Below are 25,818 nucleotides of genomic sequence, written 5' to 3' on the forward strand. Positions count from 1 at the left end.
GCGAAACGAGAATCCGCAGTTGGCGTACCACCGAACCCAGCCCTGCAATATGTACCTTGTTAGCATTAGTGTTTTATTTTTCAACTTTAAAGAACGATGGAAATCTTTTCGAGTATTTGACTTGAACTTTCCCGCTCCTCAAATTATTAATTATCAATTGCCCTCCGCTATTTTTATATTGATTCATTTCGGTAAAAAGTCCTGAATCTTTCGCAGCATAAGCAACCATTAATCCTGAAGATTGTACTTTATCACCAGCATTAAAATCAATCTGATAGAAATCTTCATGTCCGATTTTTACAAGGTCAATTCTCTTTATTCCTTTGGCGTATCCAGTTGCAATAGCAGTATCGTGAATTAAGAAATAATCTCTTAGTCTGTAATTTAGATTTTTCCCTAATCTTTCAAGTCCAAGGATAACGACAAAAACTAAAATTGTAAGAATTAGTGGCTTTAGTTTTGCTACGATTTTACTCAAGCCAGGAAATAAAGATTTCTTTCCCTTGCTATTTGTCTTTTCAAAACTGCTCGGTACCATAAGAACTAGTCCAACTGCAAATGATAATATTGAAAATCCTCTAACAAAACTCCAATAGTTCATATTGTGATTTAGAGTAGTTTTTATCAATAGTCCGATGATGATAATTGCTAGTGCAACGAGATATTTTAGATGTTTAGTCACTTCGTTTTCTTGGTTCTTAAAATGCAATATGTACTTTGTTCGTATTAGTGTTTTATTTATTAATAGTCAGCATATTCAATTGAAATCTCGCTTAAGTCATCTAGTTCATAGATTTCCTTGAAATTCCTAAAAACTTCTTTTTCAATTTCAGATGGTTCTTGTCCAATTATTTTCAAGTAATTAAAATTTCCTTTTGGTTCTTCGTAAAAGTGATATTCTTTTTCAAAGTCAGAATTTTTGAACTTTTCTAATTTATCAAAAGTTAATGTCTTGTTTTTGTTGAAGAAATGGATTGCAACAAAATCATTTGGGTCTAAGATTTTTAATCCTTTGTTTTGGAAGTTTTTTGCTGGCATTACTTGAAAGAGAATCTGGTCTTTGATGTAAAACATCAAATGAAGGTTATTCGGTTGCTGATTCAGAATTTCTGTCAGTCTTATTGCAATTGATTGATTATTTCTTCTATCCTTCTTGAAAATATTAAATATCATAATGTGTTTTTAACATTAATGCTAACGGTCACTTGTATGTGGTCGGGCGGGATTTCCAACAGAAATCCTGTCAGACCCGCAGGAAAGTGGGCGCAAGGTCTGACTTGTCAGACCGCTAAAACCCCCGCCTGCCATATGACAATTTGTTAGGCATAGTTTTTTTCTTTTATTTTATTAAATGCGTCCTTAATTGTCTTCCTATCTTCAAAAGAACTGAAGTCAACCAAGTCTATATTGTGATTTCTATTTTGCGAGTCAATAAACTCAATTGAGTTAATTTTTATAATAATACTATCCAAATTGTCAATTGATATAGATTTGGCTTCAGCTTTTTGAATTTTGTAATCTATTAAAATGGCATTTGAGTGTTCATTCGGATAAAATCGAATGTGAATACCATTCATTTTTTTTATCGTGATTGAACTTGTAATAAACATGGTGACACCCATGATAAAAAACAAAACCGTTTGAATTATTGATAGTATATTAACCGAGTCTTCTTGTACAGAAAAGTCTTCGGTTAACAACAAGTAAATGCCTATAAGAAATAAGATTACCGATAATCCTTTAAGCGTTTTTTGTTTTTTTACAATCTTTTCTGTAGTAATATTTGTTTCCATTTTTTAAAATTATGCCTAACGGTGGTGGTATGAGGTCGTGGCTGTCAGACGAGAGTCTGACCAGTCCGACCGAAACTGAGGTTGGGACGAGATTCGACTTGTCGAATCCGTACGAACCTAGCCATGACTTATACCACGTGTTAGCGTGTCGTAATTTATTTATAAGCTGTTCTTTTTGTTTGCATTCTTATTTCTATTGTATCTGTAACAAACTCCATATGAAATATAGAGCTATCTATCCATGCTGTATTTGAATCCCAATAGTAAATTGTTGAATTGTCCATTTTAGGGTTTCTTCTTTTCTCATTATTCTCAGAAAAGTGATTTGCTAAATAATCTTCCGGATTTTCAAAAAAACTTTCATCGAGGGCAACTTTTGCTTCTATTTTATAAATTCCGTCTGTTACAGACAGTGTTTGATAATTTATAGAAGTATTAACCAACATTCCAGATTGAGGATTAGGAATTTGTACCTGTTCAGATATAGCTGATGTTTTTGGTATTTGAGTACCATAGAAATCAAAAATATCCATAGCTTCTTTGGTCAAAGTGGCTTTCATTTCTTCTTCAAAACTCAAGTCATTTGAAAGAAGGTTTTTTAAATCTTGATATGCAGAAGGCTGAATCTTTAGACTATCCGCAATTGATGAAATTTTATTAGTGAAACTTTCCAATAAAACTTTGGAATTTAACAACTCAATTTCTTCACCAGTATTGGATATTTTAACTTGAAAAGGAATTGAAAGAATGGGGCAAGCATTTATTAAGTCAATGAATTGGGTTATTCCATTGTCAAAGGAATCAATTTGAGTCTTAAAGTCTAACACCGGTTTTGACTCACTTTGTAATTCAACGACATAACTGTCTCGCAGTTTGCTCACAACGCTTACTTTGTATATTTTTTCAGTGTTTAGGTCATAAATGGTGTCACTATTCACAAGGCAAAACGATTTTACATTTGTCTTATAATATCGGTAATCACCAACGGTCCAATCGGGCACTGCAAAATCACTATCAACTGTTTGATTGCAAGAAACAATCACAAGAAGCAAAATTATAAGTTGAATATATCTCATTTAAGCATTAATCTTTTAAAGAGAATTTTACTGGTTGAATGTTTAAAACACGAACTTTTCTACCATCTTTTTCTCCTGGAATCCATTTAGGCATTTTTTTTATAAACTTAACCGCTTCTTTTTCTAAATATCCATCAACAGAATTTGTTGCAACAACGTTTGTGATTTCTCCATTAGTCTCAACAATAAATAATACATAAACTATTCCTTCAATACCATTTTTTCTTGAATCACGGGGATAAATAAAATGTTTCTGATAAAAATTTACTAAAGATTCATAACCTCCTTTAAAGGAAGGATTTTTATCAACCTGCCAATAAAGGTTTGTCGTGTCAGTTTTTTGCAAGTATTTATCAAACTCTTTTGGAATCTGAGCAGTTGCCTCAACAAATGAAAATAGTAACGTAAATGTTAAAAGGGCTTTAATTAATCGATATGAAATAGTTTGGAATTTATTCATTTTTTATCGTTACAGAGTTTATTCTTTATTAATCATTTTTGTATTTGACTCCATTATGCACGCTAACGGTCACTTGCAAGTTGTCGTTGCGGATTCCGGAGCTCGTTCTTGTCCGACAGGACGGAACGATGTTGCGAGAATCCGGTGTTCGACAACGCACAAAACCCGCAATGCAATTTGCAATTTGTTAGCAACTGTTTTTATTTTATTTCAATTATTTCTCGTATCTGTTCACATGCATCACCAACAGCAGATGTAAGATTAGGATTAGTTGGGTCATAATCTAATGATGTCACTCCGAGTAAGTCAGTCATTATTTTAACGTTAACGCCTCTTGGTTTTACAAAAAAAGCTTTTCTTCTTGTGTGCTTGCCAAGAAACATTCCGTATTCAAAGATTACATTATCTCTCGGAATATTTGTTTCTTTCCCTCTGCTAAAAATTTTATCATCAGGAGTAAATACAAATATTCCATAATCATATTGTAACAACATGTTTTCAAGAATTTCGATGTAAGCTTGACTTGGTTTGTCAAAGATGCCGTCCGCCCATGTATCAACATGTGCATCGTATCTTAAACCTGTTTTTATTTTTCTCGCTATTTTTAATCCTTCAGTTGATGACCCAATAAAGATTTTTGGTCTTTTTATTTCAACTCCATTCTGTAACAATTCTCCTGATTTGGACATCAGTAAACTAATTGCATTAAACTGGTCTTCTGATATCGGCATTTTACTTTTTAAAATTTCCCTTTTACAGTCATCACAAAAAGCACTAGCTCTCATACTTTTTAAAATGTCCAATTTATTTTTGGCTATTCTGGTTCGTTTTGTGCCACCGATTTCGGAGTGGTTTGTGCCACTGATTTCGGTTCAAACTGTGCCACCGGGTAGCTAAAAAGCGGATAATTTTCGGCTCGTTTTGTGCCACTCCGGTCAGGTCCGGTTACTCTAACGGTTCGTTTTGTGCCACTTTGGGAGATCAGTTAAAACATGCTATATCGCAGATTTTTTCTGGATATGGCAAACAAACTTGATCCGATGGATTTAAAACAGATTTTATCGTTGCACAACGAGGGTTTAAGCAACCGGCAGATTGGCGATCTTTTGAGTATTTCGCGCAACACAGTCAACAATTACATCAAGCTGGCAAAGTCCAGCGATTACAGTATCAGGGAAATGCTGACAATGGATCCTCACCAGTTGGGGGAACTTTTTACAGCACACACTACACTTATTACCAACCGGTACGACGAGCTGATGGCCTGGTTCGACAAAGTAAACCAACAACGTAACCACCCCGGGTTTACTTTTATGTACCATTACCAGGAATACCAGGGCCAGGTTTCCAATCCGTACAGTTATACCCAGTTTATGGAACATTACCACCGAAAATACGACCAGGTGAAAGGTTCTATGAAACTGGAGCATGAAGCCGGAAGGGAGATGTACATTGATTTTGCAGGCAAAAAATTACATATCATTAATAAAGAAACCGGAGAGCTTATCCCGGTAGAAGTCTTTGTCGCTTTGCTGCCCAACAGCCAGTACGCCTATGTTACAGCTTGCTTAAGCCAAAAACGCGAAGACCTTATTTCTTGTACGGCTCGTGCCCTTTCATTCTTTGGCGGTGTGCCCAAAGCTATTGTATCGGACAATTTAAAATCGGCAGTTACCCGTGCAAGCAAGTACGAACCAGAGATAAACCGGACGTTCAAAGATTTTGCCCGTCATTACGGATGTGTTATCAACCCAACACGCAGCTATGCCCCACAAGACAAAGCATTGGTCGAAAACGCCGTTAACCTCGCCTACCAGCGTATTTATTATCCCTTAAGGGATATGGACTTCTTTTCGCTCGAAGATCTGAACCGTGAGATCAGAAAACTTTTAAAAGGATATAATAACTTGTTGTTTCAGAGAAAACAAGCCAGCCGCCGGGAACTTTTTCAATCAGTGGAACGTGCTTACCTTAAACCACTACCCGACACTGCTTACCAGTTGAAAGATTACCGCAGGGCAAAAGTCCAGAAGATTGGCTATGTCTATTTTTCTACCGAGAAAAGTTATTACAGTGTCCCTTACCGGTACATCGGGAAATCAACACTTATCCATTATACCGCATCCACCGTAGAAGTGTATTATAACCACCAGCGTATTGCCCTCCACAAACGTAATTACACCAGGGGAAGTTACAATACTATCAAAGAGCATTTGAGCAGTACCCATAAAGCATATTCTGAATGGAACCCGGATTTTTTTAGAAGGATAGCTTCCAAACATGGCCCCAACGTGTTGGCAGTTATAGACCAGTTGGTCAGTAACTGTGACTACCCTGAGCCAGTCTATAAACGGGCAATGGGCATTATCCAGCTCCATCGGTCTTATGGTTCCCTGCGTTTAGACAATGCCTGTAAAAGAGCCTTGCTTGTCGAAACTTATTCCCTTAGGCGCATTAGCAATATCCTTAAAAACAATATGGATACACTTCCTTTCCCGGAAGAAAACACCAATGTCCCGCACATTCCTGCACACAACAATTTGCGCGGGGCAGCGGCTTATAAATAACTCTAAAATTTTTAATATGAACAACAATCAGACAGTTGAGAAACTAAGGCAGATGCGTATTGGCGCAATGGCCGACCTGCATTTGCAACATGTAAAAAACAATGGTTTACAAGAGCTCACCCCCGATGAGTACCTGGCCCTGCTTACTGACCATGAATGGGAAAGCAGGCAGAACCAGAAAATACAAAGGCTTTTAAAACAAGCAGCTTTCCGCCAAAAAGCAAGCGTGGAAGAAGTGCGTTTTGCCCCATCGCGTAACCTCGACCGAAACATGTTTAACCGCATTGCAACACTCGACTTTATCAACCGTAAAGAAAACCTGATAATCACCGGGGCATCGGGCGTTGGTAAAAGTTACCTGGCCCAGGCATTGGGGCACCAGGCTTGTTTTAACGGATTAAAAACTTTGTATACAAACACAGCACGTTTGTTTGCAAGGATGAAGCTGGCTAAAACTGACGGTACTTACCTGAAAGAACTGAACAAGCTGCAGAAAACAAGCCTGTTGATCCTCGATGATTTTGGCTTACAGGCACTGGACAACCACAGTCGTGAAGCATTAATGGATATTATCGACGACAGGTACAACAAAACTTCAACAATTGTTGTGTCCCAGATTCCGGTTTCTGTATGGTACGATATTATCGGTGAAGGTACTATTGCCGATGCAATCCTTGACCGGATTGTTAACTCATCTCACCGGTTCGACCTAAAAGGAGAATCCTTGAGAAAAGGAATTTTAAAGAATCAAGATTAATTTTTTTGTATAATTGTACCATCTCTCAAAGTGGCACGGTTTCAACCGAAAAGTGTGGCATGGTCAGACCGAAATAACCAATTTTCGCAAAAATCGAAAAGACAACCTTTTTCTGATGGTTCAAAGTGATTGTATTTATCCTTTATTACAAATTTCAATGCCATTCTTGGAAGGTAATAAACAAAATATGATACCATTTTTTCTTTGGGAATTATTAAGTCTGCGACAGAATGACTCGTCAAAATTGAGAATCCTAAATCCGTATATGTAGTGCCAAAAAGATTTTGCCAACCATCATCTTCTATTGAAGATTCTGTAAGAAATAAAATGTGCGGATAGAAACCTTTATGTTCATCTCTTATTTTTGTAGCTTCTAAGAAGAATTCATCTGCTTTGATATTGTCAAAATTTAGCAATTCATATTTTCTTTTAATTCTATCATTCACAATTGAAAAGTTAAATTCAATTTGTGTTGAATTCGCTATTCTGACAGCGGTTTCAATTTCATCTTTGAATTCATTGTTTAGGTTTACAATGTCAATAGGAAATTTGCTCATATCTTAGTTTTAAATAGTTGCTAACGGTAAATTGTAAGTTTAGTGGCAGTTTGCGGGCTACATTCCTGTCAAACTGATACACATTTAGTGCGATGATGAAAAATATCAAACATGCACTTTCCCTGCCATTAAATTTACAAAATGTTGTGTGGCGTTTTTATTTAATTGTCTTATTATCTCCATCATGAATTTATTATCCATCAGTCTACTAGCGTAAAATTGTGGATTTGAAATAATCCGTTTTACTTCAGGAATATTAATCTCTTTGGCACAATATATTCCTTCTATAAGCCTTAATCTTTGATAACCATTAAAATTGGATTCTTTGATGTAAGAAAGAGTAAGATTCTCAAACAAAAGTGTCTCAATAAAATTACTGCTCTCAAATAAATCAAGTTTACGTGCAATTTGAATCAATGATAGTACATATAATTTTGATGGAAGCTCATCTAGAATGTCTTCTCTATAGTTAAATTTAACTACCCTTAATTCCCTTAATAGAGTGTATTCTGTTTCTGTAACCTGACAATTCTGTCTTAAAAGCTCGATTATATTTAAATAAGAAAACTCAAAAATATTTCGTTCTGCATTTTTAAATATTAAATAATTTCTAAGGCCTACATAAAAACAGTCAGCAAACCAAGCATAGCCTAGCTGATTATCAGGGATATTTCTAAGGATGTCAAAGTAGTCTTTTGAACCTTTTATTTCATTTTTGAAATCTCTTTCAATTTGATGTGAATCTAGTAATTCTTGGAATTTGTTTCTATAATCAAATAATATCTCAGAATCCTTTTTCAAATGACTAATAAACAGACTTCCTTTATTTGAAAGGTATTTAAGTTTTGAATATGTATATCCAGATACAGACCACCCTTGACTTGAATATTTTTCATATAGGAACGAAAGATGCCTGGATGTGTCAGCCACAACTAATAAATCCTTATCACTGTATTTGTCAAAATTAGAGTTTAATTGAGACCCGAATTTTATTATGCTGTATTTTTTCATCTTACAAATCTGTTTACAAGTAAAGTTATTAAAGCTGATAATAGTATAAATGCAAAGATGCTTTGAAATGATAGCCAAAACATTCCAACATCGGATTTGGGTTGAAACTGTGAATCAATAAGTTTTGTTGTTACATCCAAAGTATAAAAGAAGTTTGAGGTAAAGGAAACACTGTCTGGATTAAATGCTTCAATTGATATATCCTTTTGTGCCAAGGAATAACTTTGCCATTTACTATAATTGACTGAGAAAAATATGAGAAAACAAACAAGAAACGTAGCGAAGAAGTTTCTAAATCTAAGACCATATCCAAAAGTTATTCGAAAAATACTATTGATTGGATAATCTCTCAAAAAGGTCAAAACTGAAATTCCATAAGGTTGCCTTTTTATGAACTTATTAAGTATTAATTTATCTCGCCATTTTTTGAAGTTGTATTCTGCAACTCTACTAAATTTTGCTTGACCTTGTTGTTTTGAATTATGTAAGAGTTGTTGAAATAAATGTATTGCTATGTTTGATTTATCTCTTCCCTTGATACAATTAATAAATGATTCTGGATTTACATAAGTTTCTTCAATCGATATTTTAAATGTATTGACATTTTTGAATACACAGTTGTGAAACTCACAGTCTTTTATTGTTACTCCAATAAATAGGCAATCGGTAAACTTACAATTGATAAACACAACATCGGAAATAACAGTTTTTGAAAAACTAAAATTAGAAAATTTAAAATCTCTGATTCTTAATTTTGGATGAGTACCAGTCGGTTTTAACTCATCAGGTTTATAAATCAAATTTTTTAAATCACTGCTAATCCCAATTAATCTCTCAAATTCCACCTGTGTTGGAATTTCCTGAAATGGGTTATTGAGTGAAAAGAAATTGTTTAACATGTCTCTATTGTCTTATGTTTTGTCGTCAGTTTAAATGCCACACAACGGTCACTTGTATGTGGTCGGGCGGGATTTCTGGAAGAAATCGTGTCAGACCCGCAGGAAAGTGGGCACGAGGTCTGACTTGTCAGACCGCTAAAACCCCCGCCTGCCATATACAATGTGTTAACGCCTGGTTTTTTTTGTTTTACTTTTTTTAATCAGATATATTCCTACAATAATCATAATTAATTCAATTGCGTATGCTGTAAGTTTCTCGTCCCAAGCTCCTTTTATAGGGTTTAAAAAACTACCAAATATTCCCAAGAATCCTAAAACCATTAAAATTATCCCAAATATTTTCATGTTCTATTCATTTTCTTTTATATGTTCAATTATTTTCAATCGAATATTTTCAAGTTCAGAACTTTGGGGCGCACAATTTCTTTCTAGGTTTTGTTTAATGATTTCAAATGTTTGGTTTGTCTTTTCAATTGGATTTTCGTCAAAGTAATATTCAAATGCCGCAAAGCCAATCCACTTCTCATAATTGTCAGAGTACAATTTATTATTCTTAATTTTTATAAAATCGCATGGATATTTCTCTAGATAAGCTCGACAATCTTGTCCAATGTATTCAGACAATGCCCCGTCAGTAATTCTAAGCACACAGTTAAAAACAAACAAATAGAAGTCTTTCGTTTCCTGATTTGTCGTCAAAACACTATCAAGAAAAGCAAACGTTAAATCATCGTCCGACACAGCAAATTTTCCTTGATAAAATAGTTTTGAGTATTTGTCAATGTCAGTATTATTTAAGTAAAAGTTGATTGGCTTATTATTAATTGAATCAACAAACCATTCATTGACTTGATATGGAAATTTCTCAGGGTCATTCATATCTGGTACTTGACAATTACCAACAAGCGAGATTAATCCAAAAATTATGATTAAAAATGCTTTCATGTTCTCTTTTTTAAACTTGGCGTTAACGGTTGGTACATGTTGTCGGGGCGGATTTCGGAGAGCGTTCCTGTCCGAAGGACACGGAACTGCGATGCGAGAATCCGCAATTGGCATACCACTGAACCCCGCCCTGCAATATGTACTGTGTTACCGCAAGTAATTTATTCTTTTTTCAATTCTAAATTATTGTCAATTAACTCAATTTGATATTCACTATTGTAATTCTCAACTGCAATTTTATTCGAATCCAATTGAGTCAAGTCAAATTTTTTATTGAGCATTATTCTTGGTTTTCCAGTACTAAATTCTATAAAAGTTAATAGTCCAGGTTCGCTTGCATAAACCCAGCTAAACAACCCAATTATTTTTGTTTTCTCAAAATCTGTCAACAACAACAAATCCGTATTTAATTGATTTTGTTCTTTTACCAAATCAGGTACTATGTAATTATTGTCAAAACGAACCCAGCCGTCAAAATTGGTTTTTTCCCAACTCTCACCATTATCCATTTTAATCTCTATTTGATGAAAATCTCCTGGGGCATTTTCGAATCCATTAAGTTGATATAGAATTATTGAGTCAGGTTTTTGATTTTGATTTAAATCAACGACAAATTCTTTGACACGATAATTTGTCAATTCGGGATTGTCTGGATTTAACCTTTCATCATGGTAAAAATCATCAATAAGTTTTGGATTTAATACAAATCCGACGTCTTCAGATTTTATATCAGTGTCTTTTTTCTCTGGTTGGTTTGACTTACACGAAGTCATTATTAAAACCAATGCTAATATTTTGATAATCTTCATTTTCATTATTTGCGGTAACGGTTGGTACATGTTGTCGGGGCGGATTTCGAAGAGCGTTCCTGTCCGAAGGACACGGAACTGCGATGCGAGAATCCGCAGTTGGTGTACCACCAAACCCCGCCCTGCAATATGTACCGTGTTACCACACGTTTTTTATTAATTTACTCTCTAATTTCTGATAATGTTAAAGTTATTGTCTTTCCATCTTGTGTGTTGAATGACAAAATATTATTAGAATACATACCACTAAATCCTTCTGTAACTCTGTGATTATGTCCATTAAATCTGTTGTGCTTTTTGTTGAAAGTCAATGTTATTTGACCGCCTAAGTCGTCATATATCATATAGACTTTTTTTTCTTCCTGTTGATTTAAGGAAATCTCACTTATTTTTTGACCAATTGCTTTAATCGTTTTTAATTCCATTCTCAATACATTTAATTTGTTCCATTAATACATCTTGGTTAAAATCACATCTGTACATTCTGAGTATATCATTTTCAAAATGAAGTCCAATGGTATTTATTTTTGATTTTTTGATTAAGTCAACTAAATTTTTCTCTATCGGATAAACCGCATTAACGACCTCACTACCGCCAATAAAATTTTCTCCGCTTTTTAATAACTTTAGAGAAATAGCGGTACCATTTAAAAGATTAATTTCCAAATTATCAGTTAATTCCAGAGAAGTTTCGTCGAAACGTACTGAAACTGAAATGTAATTCTTAATAGATTTATCACGCCCACTTAAAATCATGTCTGTGCGATTAATCGTCGAAATAAATGCTATGCCCACTTGCGTAAACCTATCTTCTGCAATAGGTTGTGGTATACATTGAGAGATAATTTCGTCTCCTTTGTTAATTTGGTTACAATTGCATTGAGCATAGGAACATATATTTAATAACAGAAAGATATATAGCAATAGTCCTTTATTCATAATTTGAAGTTTAGAAGTCGTTAAGTAAGTTTTCAAGTCGTTTTTGTTTCTCTATATTTCTTTTTTCTTGCCAATCTTTATTTGCTTTCCGATATTCTGTTTTGTTTTTTATTGCATCATTAAACTGCAAATTACTACTTGAAATTGAAAATCTTAGAATTGACATTTTCCTGAGCGTTGACTGTATATAATTTTCACTAAGAGATTTATATTCAGAGCTGCCGTAACCATGTTGTTTCGCCACCTTTAAAAGGTTTCTTTTTCTCCACCATTTTTCAATTGAACCAACCGAAGCATAATCATCATACTCGTTATAATACAGAGAAAAATAGGTGCTATCATTAAACCAATTAATTGTACCACTGGAGAACTTAAATTTTTCATTATCAACAGGGAATGCTCCAATTTTAAGAGAATCCATTGAATTAAGTTTATATTTGATTCGTACTAATTTTAGAAATTCATCGTAATTAATATTCCTACGTAAGTCATTACAATTAAACTCAATCTTTTCAACAAGAGTGTCAGCATTTAAATGGACATCAAGTTGTCCCGACAATCCGCCAACTGATATTTTTTTGACTTGATATAAATTGCCCAATTGGCATTCTTTTATAATATCAGGTCTTTTACTATCTAAAATATAATCTTTGATACTGGGACGATTTGAGATTGTCTCATTTTTTTCGTTTTCGATTTGTTGTTGATTGTCTTTCCCATGATTACAGGAAAAGAATATAATCAATAAAGTCATCGAGATACTAATCTTAAAATGTGTTTTCATCTTTTTTCAAATGTGTGGTAACGGTGGTGGTATGAGGTCGTGGCGGTCAGACGAGAGTCTGACCAGTCCGACCGAAACTGAGGTTGGGACGAGATTCGACTTGTCGAATCCGCACAAACCCAGCCATGCCTTATACCACGTGTTAGCTGCTGCCTTTTTTTGTTATAGTTTCTCCTTTTTTAAACTCAATTATATCGGTTAGTTTACCATCCATGTCATAGATATAAAATGTTCCAGTTCCATTTTTTAATGTCCCTTTTTCTCTCTTTTCCCCCTTTGAGTTGAAGTTTGATTTTACATTCCACAATAAACCATTTTTATATTCACATTCAGTCCACAGTTGTCCATTTTCAAAATAGTATTCAAAGAATCCATTTCTATTCCCCAACTCATAATTTCCGATTATTTCAATTTGTCCATTTGAATAGTAGTCAATCCACTCTCCACATCTGACATCCTCTTTTGTATAGAATCCAGTTTGTTCTAAATTTCCATTTTCGAAAAATGCTTGCATAAATTTAAGCTCTTGATTGGATACAATGGAGTCAGTGTATTTGATTTCCAATTGTCCCTCTGGATAGTATTGTTCCAATAACCAATATTTTTCTCCATCATTGAAAAAGACTTGTTTAAGTTTATACGGATAGTTTAAATCGTAAACTTTACCAATACCATATTCAAATCCGTTATCCCAATTTCTTATTACAACAGGACTTTGGTCTTCACCGTAACCTTGATAAACAATTTCTTCTCCATGTTTTTTTCCATCTTTGTAGTTACAAACTTCTGTCCGAGTCCAAAAAAAAGGAGACTTTTTATCATATGATTCAAAGGTTGTCCAGCTACCAGATTTTTGTCCTTTCAAATAACTACCTATTTTCTTTAAAATTTTGGCACTATGTGTCATTGGTAGTTGCTTATCACCTACAATTAAGGTTGTTGTTTCTCCCATCATTGATGTATCTAACTCATATTCTATCCACTTGCCCTCTTTTATTTCATTTTCGAATCGTCCACTGTCTTTAAATTGTTCTAAGACATTAAGGTCGAGTTGACTATTGTCAATTGATGGGTTTTCAATCCACTTACTTAAAGCATCCTCGACTTTTTCTTCAACGGTTTGGCTATTTCCTTCAAATACGAGTAAAGTGAAAATTAATATTATAAAAAGTGGTTGCCTCATTTATTATGTTCGTTTTAAGGTTGCAGCTAACGGTTCGGCTATGTATAGTGCGGGACTTTGAAACGGTTACCTGTCAATGCTGCACTGAGCCAATTCGTTTATTCATATTTTCTTTTTAAGCCGATTCGTCAAAGACGAATTGGCGTTGTAGCACAGAGAACTGCGGTTTGATTACTTGCTGAACCCCGCATTATATATAGCTTTTGTTGTACACTGTGCTTTGGTTTTCATTTTACTATTTATTAAGAGTTTATAAAATTACCTTTTTGAAATTGTCATTTTCAGGGTCAGTTTTTTTGTCTTAAAAATGGATTTCGTTTGTAGGTTTTCATAAATTTTCTTTTTTGTAATCAGAATTTAGTTTTAAAGTTGTATAAAAATAGCATTATTTCATAACCGGGCACACCAATCCCATCGGTTTTATGCCGCTATTTTTTTGATTTTGTTTTTCTTAGGTTTAAACCTTGTCATATAAATTGTTTCATTTTTTTTGTTTTTAAAGGTTGAGTATAAATAGGTTTTTTCGGTATTGCAGTTTTTACAGATTTTCGGGTTTTCAGCCATTTCATAAATTTCTTCGTTTTCTTCAATTTCTGAAGTTTCATTTAATTTTTTGACAAGAGTTTTGTTAAGTACTGCTTTTGTTCTTGCAGCATAAGCTCCGTAGTACCTTACGATTCTAAAATAGGGCAGCGGCACGTGCTGTAATAATCTTGGGAAAAACTCACGGTAGTTCAGGGTTAATTCTTTTTCGATGGGTTTTCCATAAAAGTCAAGGTTTTTATAGTCTTTGTATTTGAACGAGATATTTTCCCCGTCAATGTTAGTTATTTTATATTCGCTGATACATGCCCTTTTCGAGTACCTTCCGATGTAGCGAATCACTTCTTCGGGGATTTGGATTGCCGGTTCGAAGTGTACTCTCCAGTTTTTATCGTTTATCTTTTTTATGAATTTGAGGAAATCCATCCTGTCTGAAAAATTTTGCTCCAAAGTATTGGAATCAAACATTTCCACCAGTTTGTCTTCAAACTTGCACCTGAATTTTGTCTGGATGAAATTGTAATTTACATACTCGCCTTTGATTTCTTCGAGGCAATTATTTTTGTTAACCCCTCCCCACGAAAGGATCATGTGAATGTGCGGGTGCAATTGTTTTGTTTCACCAAAAGTGTGGAGTACGCTGATTATTCCGGGAGTGAGATTGTATTTATACATCATCCAGTCTTTCATGGCTTCGGCCGCTGCTTTGAATAAAGCACTTAAAAGTTCCCATTTGTTGTCGCTGATTAAGTTGTTGAGTTTGTGCGGCAGTGTAAACACCACGTGGCGGTGGGGAATGTCCAGCATCTGTTCTTTTATTTTCTCTGCCCACTGCATGGTATCTTTCCAACTACATGTTGGGCAAAAACGGTTCTTGCAACTGTGGTAAACCTGGCTTATTTCCCCGCACTCTTCACAAACATAATGGTCAATCCCCAAAGCTTCGGTACGGCAGGCGCGCATTGCTGCAACCGCTTTGTATTGTTCGGGGGTGATGTAATGGTTTGGCGATTTTACATACCTGTCCCACCAGGATTGAAAGTATTCAGCGAGAGTAAATTTTCTTACTTTCCGATTTTTGTATTTAGATAATTCATAAACCATTTATCTAATTGTTGTAATCCAAGCGGGGTTATAAATACTTTGTCGTAAGCTTTACATTTAGGACAAGTCGGTTTCTTCTCGTAAATTAAAGTTCCGATTTTATCCATCTCCAAGCTACCTACATCTGCATTAAAAATGAAATGGCAATCTTGACACTCAAGGTTAACTGTCATGTATTGAGTTATTTGTGCTTTGCGTTTAGCATTGTGTACAACGGCCGCGGCTATGGGCAGTAAAGGATTAGAATATATAATCCATCCATAATAACCGTGAGCCGATGCGTTTTTGTTTCGATTTTATTTTGTTTAAAGAGTTATAGTTTTTGTTTACAATATAAATATTTTAAATAGCATTGCCAAGCATGGGCGTTGTAGCATTTATAGTCATGCCAATGCAATTTAGCGGCGCCTTTATTGGCTATAGCTGTTGTTATGGTGTCGGCAAAAGCCTCTGCGTGGCAGCCCGAGACTTACTTAAAATGTTATCACCGAAGGAGGGCTGGCGGAATGTTTGCCCCTCCCAAGTGATGTGCCAATTTTGACATCCAGGCCAGGTAACCACGAAGTTAAACCTCAGCAGTAAACAACCACTTTCCAGCCATAAATTTTATCGGCTTTGTTAAACACGTTGGCCGCAACTGGTTTAACTTAACTGTTAAAATTGGCGCAGGAGTTGAAGCCTGCAAACATTGTGACCGCCCGAACTGCATTTAGTGCGGGCTATCATGAGCTAAACGCAGCCCCACCATCCAACAAAGCACAATCAGCCAGCACAAAAATGTGGGGCGTGAAAACCCACCATAACCAATATTTTAAAGAACAAGTTCGCATACTAACGATAACCCCCACGCTGCACCATAACGGCCGCGGCTATGGGCAGTAAAGGATTAGAATATATAATCCATCCATAATAACCGTGAGCCGATGCGTTTTTGTTTCGATTTTATTTTGTTTAAAGAGTTATAGTTTTTGTTTACAATATAAATATTTTAAATAGCATTGCCAAGCATGGGCGTTGTAGCATTTATAGTCATGCCAATGCAATTTAGCGGCGCCTTTATTGGCTATAGCTGTTGTTATGGTGTCGGCAAAAGCCTCTGCGTGGCAGCCCGAGACTTACTTAAAATGTTATCACCGAAGGAGGGCTGGCGGAATGTTTGCCCCTCCCAAGTGATGTGCCAATTTTGACATCCAGGCCAGGTAACCACGAAGTTAAACCTCAGCAGTAAACAACCACTTTCCAGCCATAAATTTTATCGGCTTTGTTAAACACGTTGGCCGCAACTGGTTTAACTTAACTGTTAAAATTGGCGCAGGAGTTGAAGCCTGCAAACATTGTGACCGCCCGAACTGCATTTAGTGCGGGCTATCATGAGCTAAACGCAGCCCCACCATCCAACAAAGCACAATCAGCCAGCACAAAAATGTGGGGCGTGAAAACCCACCATAACCAATATTTTAAAGAACAAGTTCGCATACTAACGATAACCCCCACGCTGCACCATAACGGTTCGGCTATGTATAGTGCGGGACTTTGAAACGGTTACCTGTCAATGCTGCACTGAGCCAATTCGTTTATTCATATTTTCTTTTTAAGCCGATTCGTCAAAGACGAATTGGCGTTGTAGCACAGAGAACTGCGGTTTGATTACTTGCTGAACCCCGCATTATATATAGCTTTTGTTGTACACTGTGCTTTGGTTTTCATTTTACTATTTATTAAGAGTTTATAAAATTACCTTTTTGAAATTGTCATTTTCAGGGTCAGTTTTTTTGTCTTAAAAATGGATTTCGTTTGTAGGTTTTCATAAATTTTCTTTTTTGTAATCAGAATTTAGTTTTAAAGTTGTATAAAAATAGCATTATTTCATAACCGGGCACACCAATCCCATCGGTTTTATGCCGCTATTTTTTTGATTTTGTTTTTCTTAGGTTTAAACCTTGTCATATAAATTGTTTCATTTTTTTTGTTTTTAAAGGTTGAGTATAAATAGGTTTTTTCGGTATTGCAGTTTTTACAGATTTTCGGGTTTTCAGCCATTTCATAAATTTCTTCGTTTTCTTCAATTTCTGAAGTTTCATTTAATTTTTTGACAAGAGTTTTGTTAAGTACTGCTTTTGTTCTTGCAGCATAAGCTCCGTAGTACCTTACGATTCTAAAATAGGGCAGCGGCACGTGCTGTAATAATCTTGGGAAAAACTCACGGTAGTTCAGGGTTAATTCTTTTTCGATGGGTTTTCCATAAAAGTCAAGGTTTTTATAGTCTTTGTATTTGAACGAGATATTTTCCCCGTCAATGTTAGTTATTTTATATTCGCTGATACATGCCCTTTTCGAGTACCTTCCGATGTAGCGAATCACTTCTTCGGGGATTTGGATTGCCGGTTCGAAGTGTACTCTCCAGTTTTTATCGTTTATCTTTTTTATGAATTTGAGGAAATCCATCCTGTCTGAAAAATTTTGCTCCAAAGTATTGGAATCAAACATTTCCACCAGTTTGTCTTCAAACTTGCACCTGAATTTTGTCTGGATGAAATTGTAATTTACATACTCGCCTTTGATTTCTTCGAGGCAATTATTTTTGTTAACCCCTCCCCACGAAAGGATCATGTGAATGTGCGGGTGCAATTGTTTTGTTTCACCAAAAGTGTGGAGTACGCTGATTATTCCGGGAGTGAGATTGTATTTATACATCATCCAGTCTTTCATGGCTTCGGCCGCTGCTTTGAATAAAGCACTTAAAAGTTCCCATTTGTTGTCGCTGATTAAGTTGTTGAGTTTGTGCGGCAGTGTAAACACCACGTGGCGGTGGGGAATGTCCAGCATCTGTTCTTTTATTTTCTCTGCCCACTGCATGGTATCTTTCCAACTACATGTTGGGCAAAAACGGTTCTTGCAACTGTGGTAAACCTGGCTTATTTCCCCGCACTCTTCACAAACATAATGGTCAATCCCCAAAGCTTCGGTACGGCAGGCGCGCATTGCTGCAACCGCTTTGTATTGTTCGGGGGTGATGTAATGGTTTGGCGATTTTACATACCTGTCCCACCAGGATTGAAAGTATTCAGCGAGAGTAAATTTTCTTACTTTCCGATTTTTGTATTTAGATAATTCATAAACCATTTATCTAATTGTTGTAATCCAAGCGGGGTTATAAATACTTTGTCGTAAGCTTTACATTTAGGACAAGTCGGTTTCTTCTCGTAAATTAAAGTTCCGATTTTATCCATCTCCAAGCTACCTACATCTGCATTAAAAATGAAATGGCAATCTTGACACTCAAGGTTAACTGTCATGTATTGAGTTATTTGTGCTTTGCGTTTAGCATTGTGTACAACGTATGTGGAAGGACACATTTGTGCACATTATTTTTTTTATAGGTGTTACAAAATGTTTCGTTTCCAATAAAATAGGTTTGTAAAAGGTACTTTTGTTGTTTTTGGGTGCATTGGCATAAGCTTTTGGTTTAATTCTTCTAAAATAAACATAATTCCACTAAATCGGGGTTGGAAAACAATAAAAAAGTGTTGGAAAATTAAAAAATGAAGCTGTTGTCAATTATTTAAATGTCTGCCGGCGGTCGGGGAAACAAATATCATTTATTAACTGCTCGTCCGGGCGCCAGGCGGAGTAATTATCATTTTACAACGGGGAGTTTTCTCTTCAGGGCAGGTAAATAGAGTTTGTTAACAGTGCCCATGGCGTTGTCCGGTCAACTATTATTTAATAACAGCTTCTCAGAAAAGATACTCTGCTATTATTTTATAATTGTTTTTGCGTTTTCAGGTAAATTACGAATGGACTGTTGCAGGTATTGGTTCTTCCAATATTTTTTTGTTTGTATATTCATTCACTCCAAAAAGAAATCCAGAACTTTTGGCCCCGGGCATCTGTTTCCCACTATAAATTAATTTTTAAAAAGTACGAGCATTTTTCCGGGTATGTGATTTGGGAAGAATCAGAATGCTGAGTAAATACAGCTTTATTGGAATCGGTTATTCTGATGTTTAAAGGCTTTTATCAATTCTTTTGTAATAATAACTCGTTTTTTCAATTTTTACATCGAAAGTGTAAATTTCTGCATTTTTGTCAGAAGAAAAGAGGGAAAGCAGTCCAATGTCGCCGGCGCAGAAAAGACTGTGCGCACTCATTAAAATAATCCAGAAATAAAATACAGCCTGGTTGAGCGAAAAGAGAATCCCGAAAAGTGTAATAACTTGAATAACCACCAGCGGAGCCAATGCAACAAAGGCAAATTGTTTCCGGTTGAGTACATGTTCATCGGCTTCCGCATAAAAAACAAATTTTCTGAGATAGCCGCCGTAATTTACTTTTGGGGCTCCGGTCATTTTCAAGGCAACGCCGTGAACGAGTTCGTGAATAACAATAAGAACAGAAACACAAAAAACAAGTGTGGCAATTGAAAAGAATAGCGGCCGAAAATTTTGCTGAACAGCCAAAACAACGGAACGGCTTAGGAAAAACAATCCTAGCAGAATCATTAGCGTTTGGTAAATCATGTACCAGCGAACAATTTTTGTATTGGAATTGCTTAGTTGCTGAATTACAAAGTCTTTGATTTGTTGATGATTAAATTTCGCCAGCAGCTCAAATTTGTCTTCGTTTTGCAGTTCCTGAATTGTTGGGTTAGCCATTGTTATTTGTATCGTATAATTTGATAGAGGTCTTTCAAATTAAATAATTTCAGCAAGAATGCAAAGAGCGCAGACGTGAAGATAACAAACAAGTAGCCGTAAACCCAGTTGTCAAAACGTTGAGAAATGGTTCCCATCGTAACCGTAATTCCGGCAAAAAGAATAAGCTGGATAATAAATCGCGCACTTGGTTTTAGTTTGAAAATAATAATTGCCAGCGTAATTTGTGCAATGGCAGTGCAGATCTGAGTAATCAAACTGGCATACGCAGAACCAAAGGCCATAAAGCGCGGAATTAAAATCAGGTTAAGCGAAATGTTCAACACCATTCCCAGAAACGCCATAATATTGAGTTGTTTCATACTTCCGTTTGCTGTGAGCAGCGTTCCGAAAATGTATGTGCTGGCAATTCCGATAAAACCTGTCATCAGAATTCCGAGAATTCCCGAAGAATGGTTGGTGTTGGAATGGTACAAAAGATCCATAATTTGTTCGTTGTAATAAACGCTCGAAACCGCAATAATTATGGCAGGAACAATCAAAAGCGTGTAAGAAAGTTGCACCATGGAACCAACGTGTTCTTTTTGTTTTATCATCCGCGAGAAAATGGGCAAAAGTAAGCCGCCAAACAAAACGCCAAACATGGAAACTGCGTCGAGCAAACGAAATGCCTGTGCATAAATTCCGGCTTGTTCTTTTCCAATCGGGTCGGGTAGGAGGCGTTCAAGCATCACCGAATCAATCCGGTTGTAAAACGACATCAGCAAAACTAAAAGCGCGTAAGGATACGATTTCCGAAGAAAAACAATAAAAAATTTGAAATCGAAGCGGAGTTTTATTTTTCCTGATTGTGCCAGAACAATTATAAACGTGATAATTGAAGTGAGTAAATATCCCGCAGTTTGCGCATACACAAACCATTCAATCGTAAAAGAAGCTTTAAATGAGTTGTTGAATAAAAGAACGCTGCAAATAATTATCATAATACTTCGGTCGAGAACCGAAATAAAACTGTCGGTGCGAAAAAGATGCAGCCCGCTGATGTTGGAACGTAAATATAAGGTAAACGAAATAAGAAACTGGTTAAAAATAAGGAAGAAAAGCAAATGAAACTGCACCTTGTTATAGCCAATAATAAATGCAATTGTGAGTGTAAAAATTGCATAAACAATGGCGAGCATGAGTTTCAAACCCACAATATTTGAAAGATGTTTGGGCAGCAAAAACTGGTGCTGTGCAATGTTCCGATTGTTGTAATTTGTAATTCCCACATCGAGCAGGATATTCAGCAACATTGAAAAGTTAAACAAGGCGAAATACATACCGAAAGTTTCATCGCCAACCATGTTTTGCACGGTTCTGTCAATTCCCAGAAGCCAAAATGGTTTTATCAGGAGGTTCAGGAAAAGTAATAATATCAGATTGGTAATAAATTTGCGTTTCAAAATCCGGTATTTATCTTTTAAGTCGCATAATTTGAAAGCTTAAAAGTAAAAAATATTTAAACAGACTTTGTACATTTACCCAAATTTGAATTTACACTTTATGGTAATTGCCGTAAATACCCGCTTGCTTCTAAAAGGAAAACTTGAGGGAATTGGTTGGTTTACATTGGAAACGCTGAAAAGAATGACCATCAATCACCCGGAACATCAGTTTATTTTTATTTTTGATCGGCCTTACAATTCCGACTATATTTTTTCTGATAATGTTACTCCGGTGGTTATTGGCCCGCCAACGCGGCACCCGTTTTTGTGGTATTTATGGTTCGAATATCAAATTCCGAAGGTCCTCAGAAAATATAAAGCTGACCTGTTTCTTTCTCCCGACGGGTATTTGTCGATGCGAACAAAAGTGCCTCAGTTGGCCGTAATTCACGACATTAACTTTGTGCACCGCCCTGCCGACTTGCCGTGGTTGAAAGCAAAATATTACAATCGTTATTTTAAGAAGTTTGCCAAAATTGCGAAACGAATTGCGACGGTTTCTTTTTATTCGAAGGAAGATATTACGCGTTCATTTAAAGTAGATTACGATAAAATTGATGTGGTTTATGATGGAATTAACCAGATTTTTTGTCCAACTTCGCTTGAAGATCAGCAAACGATTCGGCAGAAATATTCTGATGGGAAACCCTATTTTTTGTTTGTGGGAGCGTTGCATCCGCGGAAAAATATTTGCGGGTTGCTGAATGCTTTTGATGCTTTTAAAAGTGTGGATACAAACGATGTAAAACTGGTGATTGTTGGTGGTGAAATGCACAAAACCGGTGAAATTTTTGAAACCTTCGATAACATGCGTTTTCAAAAGGATGTGGTTTTTACCGGCCGTGTAAATACGAACGAGCTGCATCAGATTTTTGGCGCAGCAATGTCGCTTACTTTTGTGCCTTATTTTGAAGGTTTTGGAATTCCGATTGTGGAAGCGATGAGCTCAGGCGTTCCTGTAATTTGTTCAAATACAACTTCGATTCCTGAAGTTGGCGGAAGTGCCGTTTTGTATGCCGACCCGTGTAAAATTGAGCAAATAACGGAAGCCATGATTAAGATGGCAGCCGACAAAGAATTGCGTGAATTGCTTATAAAAAAGGGAATGGTGCAGAAAGAAAAATTTAGCTGGGACGAAACTGCGCGTTTGCTTTGGATGAGCGTGGAGCGAGCCTTGCAGTAATCAGTCGCAGTTTACAAGTATTATGACGAAACAAAAATTATTATCCTATTTTCAGAAAGGTCAGATTGAAGCGGGTTGCGATGAAGCGGGGCGCGGTTGTCTTGCCGGACCGGTGTTTGCTGCTGCGGTAATTTTACCTGCTGATTTTGAAAATGAATTATTAGACGACTCAAAAAAACTCACAGAAAAACAACGTTATTTTTTGCGTCCGCTTATTGAAAAAGAGGCGCTGGCCTGGGCAGTGGCTTCGGTTTCGAATACAGAAATTGATGAAATTAATATTCTGAATGCTTCATTTTTTGCGATGAACAAAGCTGTGCAGCAACTACAAGTGGTGCCGGAGCATTTGCTGATTGACGGAAACCGTTTCCGGCCGCGTACAAAAATACCGTTTACCTGCATGGTAAAAGGCGACGGGCGGTTTTATTCCATTGCCGCGGCTTCTATTTTAGCAAAAACGTATCGCGACGATTTTATGCAACAAGCCCACAACGAATTTCCCAATTACGATTGGAATAAAAACAAAGGTTACCCAACCAAAAAACACCGGGCTGCCATCAAAGAATTTGGAACTACAAAATACCATCGCATGTCGTTCCGTTTGCTGGATGAGCAGTTGGTTTTGGATTTCCCTCAAGCAAAAGAAAACAAATAGTTTCGAAAAATAATTTTGAATTTTTTTTGGTGCACAGGCAACGTTTGAGTTTTTTTCCGCATTTTAAGAATGAAAGGAATTTTAATAAAGCGATTTAGTGCAGATTCAAAAAATTATTAGTAAAAGTTCAAAAGGCGACCGGCGGGCGCAAAAGCAGTTTTTCGATTGGTATGCCGACCGTTTGTTTGCCGTGGCCAAACGTTATGCTGTCTCAGCAGAAACAGCTGAAGAAGCACTTTTTCAGGCTTTTTTGAAGATTTTTCGGAAGTTATCTGACTTTGAGTTTATAAATGAAACTGCATTGCTGGCCTGGTTGTCGCGTATTGTGATTAACCAGGCGCTAATGGACCGCAGAAAAGAGCTGAGCACGCTTTACAAACTGGAGCCAATTGATGAAGAACATCAAAACACAATGTATTACGAAGAGCCCGACGGGGAAACGCTAAACGAATTGGTCAGTCAGCTTCCGGTGGGCTACAAAACGGTTTTTCTGATGCATGTGGTTGATGGTTACGCACACAAAGAAATTGCAGAAATGTTGGGGATCTCGGAGAGCACCTCGCGTTCGCAGTTTTTTAAAGCAAGAAAATTATTACAAAAGAAATTGAATTACGATTATGGACAATCTGGAACATAAAATAAGGGAAGCCTTTTCCGAATCAGATGCTAAAACAACTTTTGCCGGAAAAGAAAAAATGTGGAATCGGATTGATATAACAATACACCGCACAAAAAGTGTTGCTGCCTGGTGGAGGGTGGCCGCTGTTTTTCTGTTTTTCTTTTTCGCTGCCGGTGTTTATGCGGCGTTTACTATCAATAAAAAACAACAGAGCAAACTGGAATCAATGCAAAGTAAGAATGTTGAAATGCAAAACACCATCGATTCCCTGATAGCAGACCCTGTCCAAACTAAAACAGAAACCAAAGTTGTGGAAAAGCTGGTTTATCGCGATCGCTTTGTTCCTGTCAGTAAATCAGACAACGATTCGGTATGGCGGAAAAAGTTCACACAATTGGAAGATTCTACTCAAGCTTTGCTGGCTGTTCAGAAAATGAATCATCAGATTGAGAAAGAGACACTGGAAGCAGAACTGAAAAAAGCTAAGGATGAATTGTTTGCTTTTCAGAAACAAAAGAAAAAGACAGAAAATAAAGGGAATGAGCCTTTTCAGTTAAAAAGCGAGCGCGTGGAAATGGGCGTTCAGAGTGGTGCTGTTCCAAAAAATTCAGCCCTTGAATTGAAAGTATTTCCCGGGAAATTTACAGAAAACAAAAACGATTTAAACAGAACACTATTAAAAAACAAGTAAGCCATGAAAACAGTAAAAACAATCATTTCAGTACTTTTTTTTCTATTTATTACACAATCGCTGGCGGCCAAAAGCGATGTCTTTAAAGGCGATACCATTCGCTATAAGTTCAACAAAATGTTAGTTGAAATTTCCAGTACCGCTTTTGCTGACGAAAGTCCTGAAAGTCCCCGAATTGAAGAGCATATCGAACAAATTCAAAAAATTCTGAAAGAAATGACGATTGCAACCCCGGCAGAAGATGAACGCATTGTTATTTCTTTGTGCGAATCGGCCGATAGATTTTCAGTAGCCAATTACAAAGATTTGAAACTGACCCTCGAAAAAAAGGATTCAAAAAACCTGATTGTTTTTGACGACGGAACTGTTTTCGAAAAAGAATTGGGGCAGTACTGTATTTTTTTTGCTACACGGGATTTAAACGTGAAAATTTATGTTGACGATTTAGCCGATCTTTCCATTTTTGCTTCTGAAGATTTTAAACGAAAAGCGAAGGAAGGCACACAAGCGATTAGCGACGAGATTGGGAAAGGTTACCGGAAATCGCCGGTTCAGGCTTGTGTCGATTTAAGGGAGAATAAGCCCAAAGTACATGTGCAAACTCCGTCATTCAGATCGCTGGATATGTTGTATATTACAGGAGGAGTTGGCTCGGGTTGGGTAAAAAATTCATTTGTTTCTGATATTAATTTTCGTTTGGGGCTGGGGTTTTCGCGAAAAGGAATGATAAAAAATATTTACTCAGTAGGATGGAACATGATGTATGATTTTTCCGGGTCAACCAACGATAATTTTTTCGAGTTGAATCATTTTGTTTCAGTCGGCTGGGAACACAACTTTTCCGATTCACCGCTTCAGGACAAATGGTATGGGCTTTCAGTAGGATATCTTGCTATACGCAACAACGATTTTTTTAAAGAAAACACTTTTCGTGTGTCAGTAAAAAAGAGGATAAATGATTCTGTCAGTTTAAAGCCGGAACTTTATTTTAACGATTTTCTGAAGAATATTTATCCGGGAATTCGGGTAGTCGTAAATTTTTAGAATACAGGAGACAAAGCCGGAGCAGATATTTTTGTTTCGGCCTTGTCTCTTTCCTGT

At 36.3% G+C, this 25,818-nt stretch carries 27 protein-coding genes; 7 read left to right on the top strand and 20 right to left on the bottom strand.

All coding sequences use genetic code 11. From position 1 onward, the window contains the following. Window positions 1–73: 73 nt before the first annotated feature. From GM418_RS13880 to GM418_RS13905, 6 genes are all read right to left on the bottom strand, one after another. Window positions 74–601, bottom strand: coding sequence for a hypothetical protein (locus GM418_RS13880; protein WP_158867288.1), 528 nt, complete (start codon window positions 599–601; stop codon window positions 74–76). 140 nt (window positions 602–741) lie between these two features. After that, a complete protein-coding gene (locus tag GM418_RS13885; RefSeq protein ID WP_158867290.1) occupies window positions 742–1,173 on the bottom strand; it encodes a hypothetical protein in 432 nt (143 codons plus the stop codon). A gap of 146 nt (window positions 1,174–1,319) precedes the next feature. Next, window positions 1,320–1,793: a hypothetical protein gene (locus GM418_RS13890; RefSeq protein WP_158867292.1), complete on the bottom strand. Its 474-nt coding sequence runs from the start codon at window positions 1,791–1,793 to the stop codon at window positions 1,320–1,322. 155 nt (window positions 1,794–1,948) lie between these two features. Next, window positions 1,949–2,869 (bottom strand): hypothetical protein, encoded by a 921-nt coding sequence (locus GM418_RS13895; RefSeq protein WP_158867294.1) that lies wholly within the window; start codon window positions 2,867–2,869, stop codon window positions 1,949–1,951. A 7-nt stretch (window positions 2,870–2,876) separates the two neighbouring features. After that, a complete protein-coding gene (locus GM418_RS13900; RefSeq protein WP_158867296.1) occupies window positions 2,877–3,329 on the bottom strand; it encodes an energy transducer TonB in 453 nt (150 codons plus the stop codon). Between the two features lie 200 nt (window positions 3,330–3,529). Continuing rightward, complete coding sequence (locus GM418_RS13905; RefSeq protein ID WP_158867298.1) at window positions 3,530–4,114, bottom strand: nucleotide-binding protein; 585 nt, start codon at window positions 4,112–4,114, stop codon at window positions 3,530–3,532. Window positions 4,115–4,348: 234 nt separating this feature from the next. Between GM418_RS13905 and istA the strand changes: the two genes are divergently transcribed. Continuing rightward, window positions 4,349–5,896 (top strand): IS21 family transposase, encoded by a 1,548-nt coding sequence (istA, locus tag GM418_RS13910; protein WP_158867300.1) that lies wholly within the window; start codon window positions 4,349–4,351, stop codon window positions 5,894–5,896. Window positions 5,897–5,912: 16 nt separating this feature from the next. Further along, window positions 5,913–6,653, top strand: coding sequence for an IS21-like element helper ATPase IstB (gene istB, locus GM418_RS13915; RefSeq protein ID WP_158867302.1), 741 nt, complete (start codon window positions 5,913–5,915; stop codon window positions 6,651–6,653). Between the two features lie 41 nt (window positions 6,654–6,694). On the opposite strand, the gene GM418_RS13920 is transcribed toward istB, so the two are convergent. The 14 genes from GM418_RS13920 to GM418_RS13985 all read right to left on the bottom strand — a co-directional run bounded on the left by GM418_RS13920 (window position 6,695) and on the right by GM418_RS13985 (window position 21,527). Then, the gene (locus GM418_RS13920; protein WP_158867304.1) at window positions 6,695–7,210 is read right to left on the bottom strand and encodes a hypothetical protein; all 516 of its coding nucleotides are present in this window, start codon (window positions 7,208–7,210) and stop codon (window positions 6,695–6,697) included. A 105-nt stretch (window positions 7,211–7,315) separates the two neighbouring features. Next, window positions 7,316–8,221: a hypothetical protein gene (locus GM418_RS13925; protein ID WP_158867306.1), complete on the bottom strand. Its 906-nt coding sequence runs from the start codon at window positions 8,219–8,221 to the stop codon at window positions 7,316–7,318. After that, window positions 8,218–9,120 carry a pentapeptide repeat-containing protein gene (locus tag GM418_RS13930; protein WP_158867308.1) on the bottom strand — a complete coding sequence of 301 codons (903 nt, stop codon included), beginning with the start codon at window positions 9,118–9,120 and terminating at the stop codon, window positions 8,218–8,220. Before GM418_RS13930 ends, GM418_RS13925 begins: the two co-directional genes overlap by 4 nt. A 165-nt stretch (window positions 9,121–9,285) precedes the next feature. Next, window positions 9,286–9,465, bottom strand: a complete 180-nt coding sequence (locus tag GM418_RS13935; protein WP_158867310.1) for a hypothetical protein — start codon at window positions 9,463–9,465, stop codon at window positions 9,286–9,288. 3 nt (window positions 9,466–9,468) lie between these two features. Beyond that, on the bottom strand, window positions 9,469–10,065 hold the full coding sequence (locus tag GM418_RS13940) for a hypothetical protein (protein WP_158867312.1): 597 nt from the start codon (window positions 10,063–10,065) through the stop codon (window positions 9,469–9,471). Between the two features lie 161 nt (window positions 10,066–10,226). Then, entirely contained in the window at window positions 10,227–10,874 is a 648-nt protein-coding gene (locus GM418_RS13945) for a hypothetical protein (protein ID WP_158867314.1), read from the bottom strand. A gap of 161 nt (window positions 10,875–11,035) precedes the next feature. Beyond that, window positions 11,036–11,299 carry a hypothetical protein gene (locus GM418_RS13950; protein WP_158867316.1) on the bottom strand — a complete coding sequence of 88 codons (264 nt, stop codon included), beginning with the start codon at window positions 11,297–11,299 and terminating at the stop codon, window positions 11,036–11,038. Continuing rightward, window positions 11,280–11,813: a hypothetical protein gene (locus GM418_RS13955; protein ID WP_158867318.1), complete on the bottom strand. Its 534-nt coding sequence runs from the start codon at window positions 11,811–11,813 to the stop codon at window positions 11,280–11,282. Before GM418_RS13955 ends, GM418_RS13950 begins: the two co-directional genes overlap by 20 nt. A gap of 10 nt (window positions 11,814–11,823) precedes the next feature. Further along, window positions 11,824–12,597, bottom strand: coding sequence for a hypothetical protein (locus GM418_RS13960; protein ID WP_158867320.1), 774 nt, complete (start codon window positions 12,595–12,597; stop codon window positions 11,824–11,826). A 142-nt stretch (window positions 12,598–12,739) separates the two neighbouring features. Continuing rightward, window positions 12,740–13,780: a toxin-antitoxin system YwqK family antitoxin gene (locus GM418_RS13965; RefSeq protein WP_158867322.1), complete on the bottom strand. Its 1,041-nt coding sequence runs from the start codon at window positions 13,778–13,780 to the stop codon at window positions 12,740–12,742. 420 nt (window positions 13,781–14,200) lie between these two features. Beyond that, window positions 14,201–15,427: an IS91 family transposase gene (locus GM418_RS13970; RefSeq protein ID WP_158867324.1), complete on the bottom strand. Its 1,227-nt coding sequence runs from the start codon at window positions 15,425–15,427 to the stop codon at window positions 14,201–14,203. Window positions 15,428–17,323: 1,896 nt separating this feature from the next. After that, window positions 17,324–18,550, bottom strand: coding sequence for an IS91 family transposase (locus GM418_RS13975; protein ID WP_158867324.1), 1,227 nt, complete (start codon window positions 18,548–18,550; stop codon window positions 17,324–17,326). A gap of 884 nt (window positions 18,551–19,434) precedes the next feature. Continuing rightward, window positions 19,435–20,082 carry a DUF3267 domain-containing protein gene (locus GM418_RS13980; RefSeq protein WP_158867326.1) on the bottom strand — a complete coding sequence of 216 codons (648 nt, stop codon included), beginning with the start codon at window positions 20,080–20,082 and terminating at the stop codon, window positions 19,435–19,437. A 2-nt stretch (window positions 20,083–20,084) separates the two neighbouring features. Continuing rightward, on the bottom strand, window positions 20,085–21,527 hold the full coding sequence (locus GM418_RS13985) for an oligosaccharide flippase family protein (protein WP_158867328.1): 1,443 nt from the start codon (window positions 21,525–21,527) through the stop codon (window positions 20,085–20,087). A gap of 100 nt (window positions 21,528–21,627) precedes the next feature. Between GM418_RS13985 and GM418_RS13990 the strand changes: the two genes are divergently transcribed. From GM418_RS13990 to GM418_RS14010, 5 genes are all read left to right on the top strand, one after another. Then, on the top strand, window positions 21,628–22,752 hold the full coding sequence (locus GM418_RS13990; RefSeq protein ID WP_158867330.1) for a glycosyltransferase family 4 protein: 1,125 nt from the start codon (window positions 21,628–21,630) through the stop codon (window positions 22,750–22,752). Between the two features lie 22 nt (window positions 22,753–22,774). After that, window positions 22,775–23,407, top strand: a complete 633-nt coding sequence (locus GM418_RS13995) for a ribonuclease HII (protein WP_158867332.1) — start codon at window positions 22,775–22,777, stop codon at window positions 23,405–23,407. 97 nt (window positions 23,408–23,504) lie between these two features. After that, entirely contained in the window at window positions 23,505–24,044 is a 540-nt protein-coding gene (locus tag GM418_RS14000; protein WP_158867334.1) for an RNA polymerase sigma factor, read from the top strand. After that, complete coding sequence (locus GM418_RS14005) at window positions 24,025–24,717, top strand: hypothetical protein (protein ID WP_158867336.1); 693 nt, start codon at window positions 24,025–24,027, stop codon at window positions 24,715–24,717. Before GM418_RS14000 ends, GM418_RS14005 begins: the two co-directional genes overlap by 20 nt. 3 nt (window positions 24,718–24,720) lie before the next feature. Beyond that, window positions 24,721–25,761 (top strand): hypothetical protein, encoded by a 1,041-nt coding sequence (locus tag GM418_RS14010; protein WP_158867338.1) that lies wholly within the window; start codon window positions 24,721–24,723, stop codon window positions 25,759–25,761. The last annotated feature ends 57 nt before the right edge of the window (window positions 25,762–25,818 follow it).

The organism is Maribellus comscasis (assembly GCF_009762775.1).
GTDB lineage: Bacteria > Bacteroidota > Bacteroidia > Bacteroidales > Prolixibacteraceae > Draconibacterium > Draconibacterium comscasis.

What these genes read in the sequence shown, in the direction of transcription:
- GM418_RS13880 (WP_158867288.1), bottom strand. Translation starts at nt 601, where the DNA reads ATGAACTATTGGAGTTTTGTTAGAGGATTTTCAATATTATCATTTGCA.
- GM418_RS13885 (WP_158867290.1), bottom strand. Translation starts at nt 1,173, where the DNA reads ATGATATTTAATATTTTCAAGAAGGATAGAAGAAATAATCAATCAATT.
- GM418_RS13890 (WP_158867292.1), bottom strand. Translation starts at nt 1,793, where the DNA reads ATGGAAACAAATATTACTACAGAAAAGATTGTAAAAAAACAAAAAACG.
- GM418_RS13895 (WP_158867294.1), bottom strand. Translation starts at nt 2,869, where the DNA reads ATGAGATATATTCAACTTATAATTTTGCTTCTTGTGATTGTTTCTTGC.
- GM418_RS13900 (WP_158867296.1), bottom strand. Translation starts at nt 3,329, where the DNA reads ATGAATAAATTCCAAACTATTTCATATCGATTAATTAAAGCCCTTTTA.
- GM418_RS13905 (WP_158867298.1), bottom strand. Translation starts at nt 4,114, where the DNA reads ATGAGAGCTAGTGCTTTTTGTGATGACTGTAAAAGGGAAATTTTAAAA.
- istA (WP_158867300.1), top strand. Translation starts at nt 4,349, where the DNA reads ATGGCAAACAAACTTGATCCGATGGATTTAAAACAGATTTTATCGTTG.
- istB (WP_158867302.1), top strand. Translation starts at nt 5,913, where the DNA reads ATGAACAACAATCAGACAGTTGAGAAACTAAGGCAGATGCGTATTGGC.
- GM418_RS13920 (WP_158867304.1), bottom strand. Translation starts at nt 7,210, where the DNA reads ATGAGCAAATTTCCTATTGACATTGTAAACCTAAACAATGAATTCAAA.
- GM418_RS13925 (WP_158867306.1), bottom strand. Translation starts at nt 8,221, where the DNA reads ATGAAAAAATACAGCATAATAAAATTCGGGTCTCAATTAAACTCTAAT.
- GM418_RS13930 (WP_158867308.1), bottom strand. Translation starts at nt 9,120, where the DNA reads ATGTTAAACAATTTCTTTTCACTCAATAACCCATTTCAGGAAATTCCA.
- GM418_RS13935 (WP_158867310.1), bottom strand. Translation starts at nt 9,465, where the DNA reads ATGAAAATATTTGGGATAATTTTAATGGTTTTAGGATTCTTGGGAATA.
- GM418_RS13940 (WP_158867312.1), bottom strand. Translation starts at nt 10,065, where the DNA reads ATGAAAGCATTTTTAATCATAATTTTTGGATTAATCTCGCTTGTTGGT.
- GM418_RS13945 (WP_158867314.1), bottom strand. Translation starts at nt 10,874, where the DNA reads ATGAAGATTATCAAAATATTAGCATTGGTTTTAATAATGACTTCGTGT.
- GM418_RS13950 (WP_158867316.1), bottom strand. Translation starts at nt 11,299, where the DNA reads ATGGAATTAAAAACGATTAAAGCAATTGGTCAAAAAATAAGTGAGATT.
- GM418_RS13955 (WP_158867318.1), bottom strand. Translation starts at nt 11,813, where the DNA reads ATGAATAAAGGACTATTGCTATATATCTTTCTGTTATTAAATATATGT.
- GM418_RS13960 (WP_158867320.1), bottom strand. Translation starts at nt 12,597, where the DNA reads ATGAAAACACATTTTAAGATTAGTATCTCGATGACTTTATTGATTATA.
- GM418_RS13965 (WP_158867322.1), bottom strand. Translation starts at nt 13,780, where the DNA reads ATGAGGCAACCACTTTTTATAATATTAATTTTCACTTTACTCGTATTT.
- GM418_RS13970 (WP_158867324.1), bottom strand. Translation starts at nt 15,427, where the DNA reads ATGGTTTATGAATTATCTAAATACAAAAATCGGAAAGTAAGAAAATTT.
- GM418_RS13975 (WP_158867324.1), bottom strand. Translation starts at nt 18,550, where the DNA reads ATGGTTTATGAATTATCTAAATACAAAAATCGGAAAGTAAGAAAATTT.
- GM418_RS13980 (WP_158867326.1), bottom strand. Translation starts at nt 20,082, where the DNA reads ATGGCTAACCCAACAATTCAGGAACTGCAAAACGAAGACAAATTTGAG.
- GM418_RS13990 (WP_158867330.1), top strand. Translation starts at nt 21,628, where the DNA reads ATGGTAATTGCCGTAAATACCCGCTTGCTTCTAAAAGGAAAACTTGAG.
- GM418_RS13995 (WP_158867332.1), top strand. Translation starts at nt 22,775, where the DNA reads ATGACGAAACAAAAATTATTATCCTATTTTCAGAAAGGTCAGATTGAA.
- GM418_RS14005 (WP_158867336.1), top strand. Translation starts at nt 24,025, where the DNA reads ATGGACAATCTGGAACATAAAATAAGGGAAGCCTTTTCCGAATCAGAT.
- GM418_RS14010 (WP_158867338.1), top strand. Translation starts at nt 24,721, where the DNA reads ATGAAAACAGTAAAAACAATCATTTCAGTACTTTTTTTTCTATTTATT.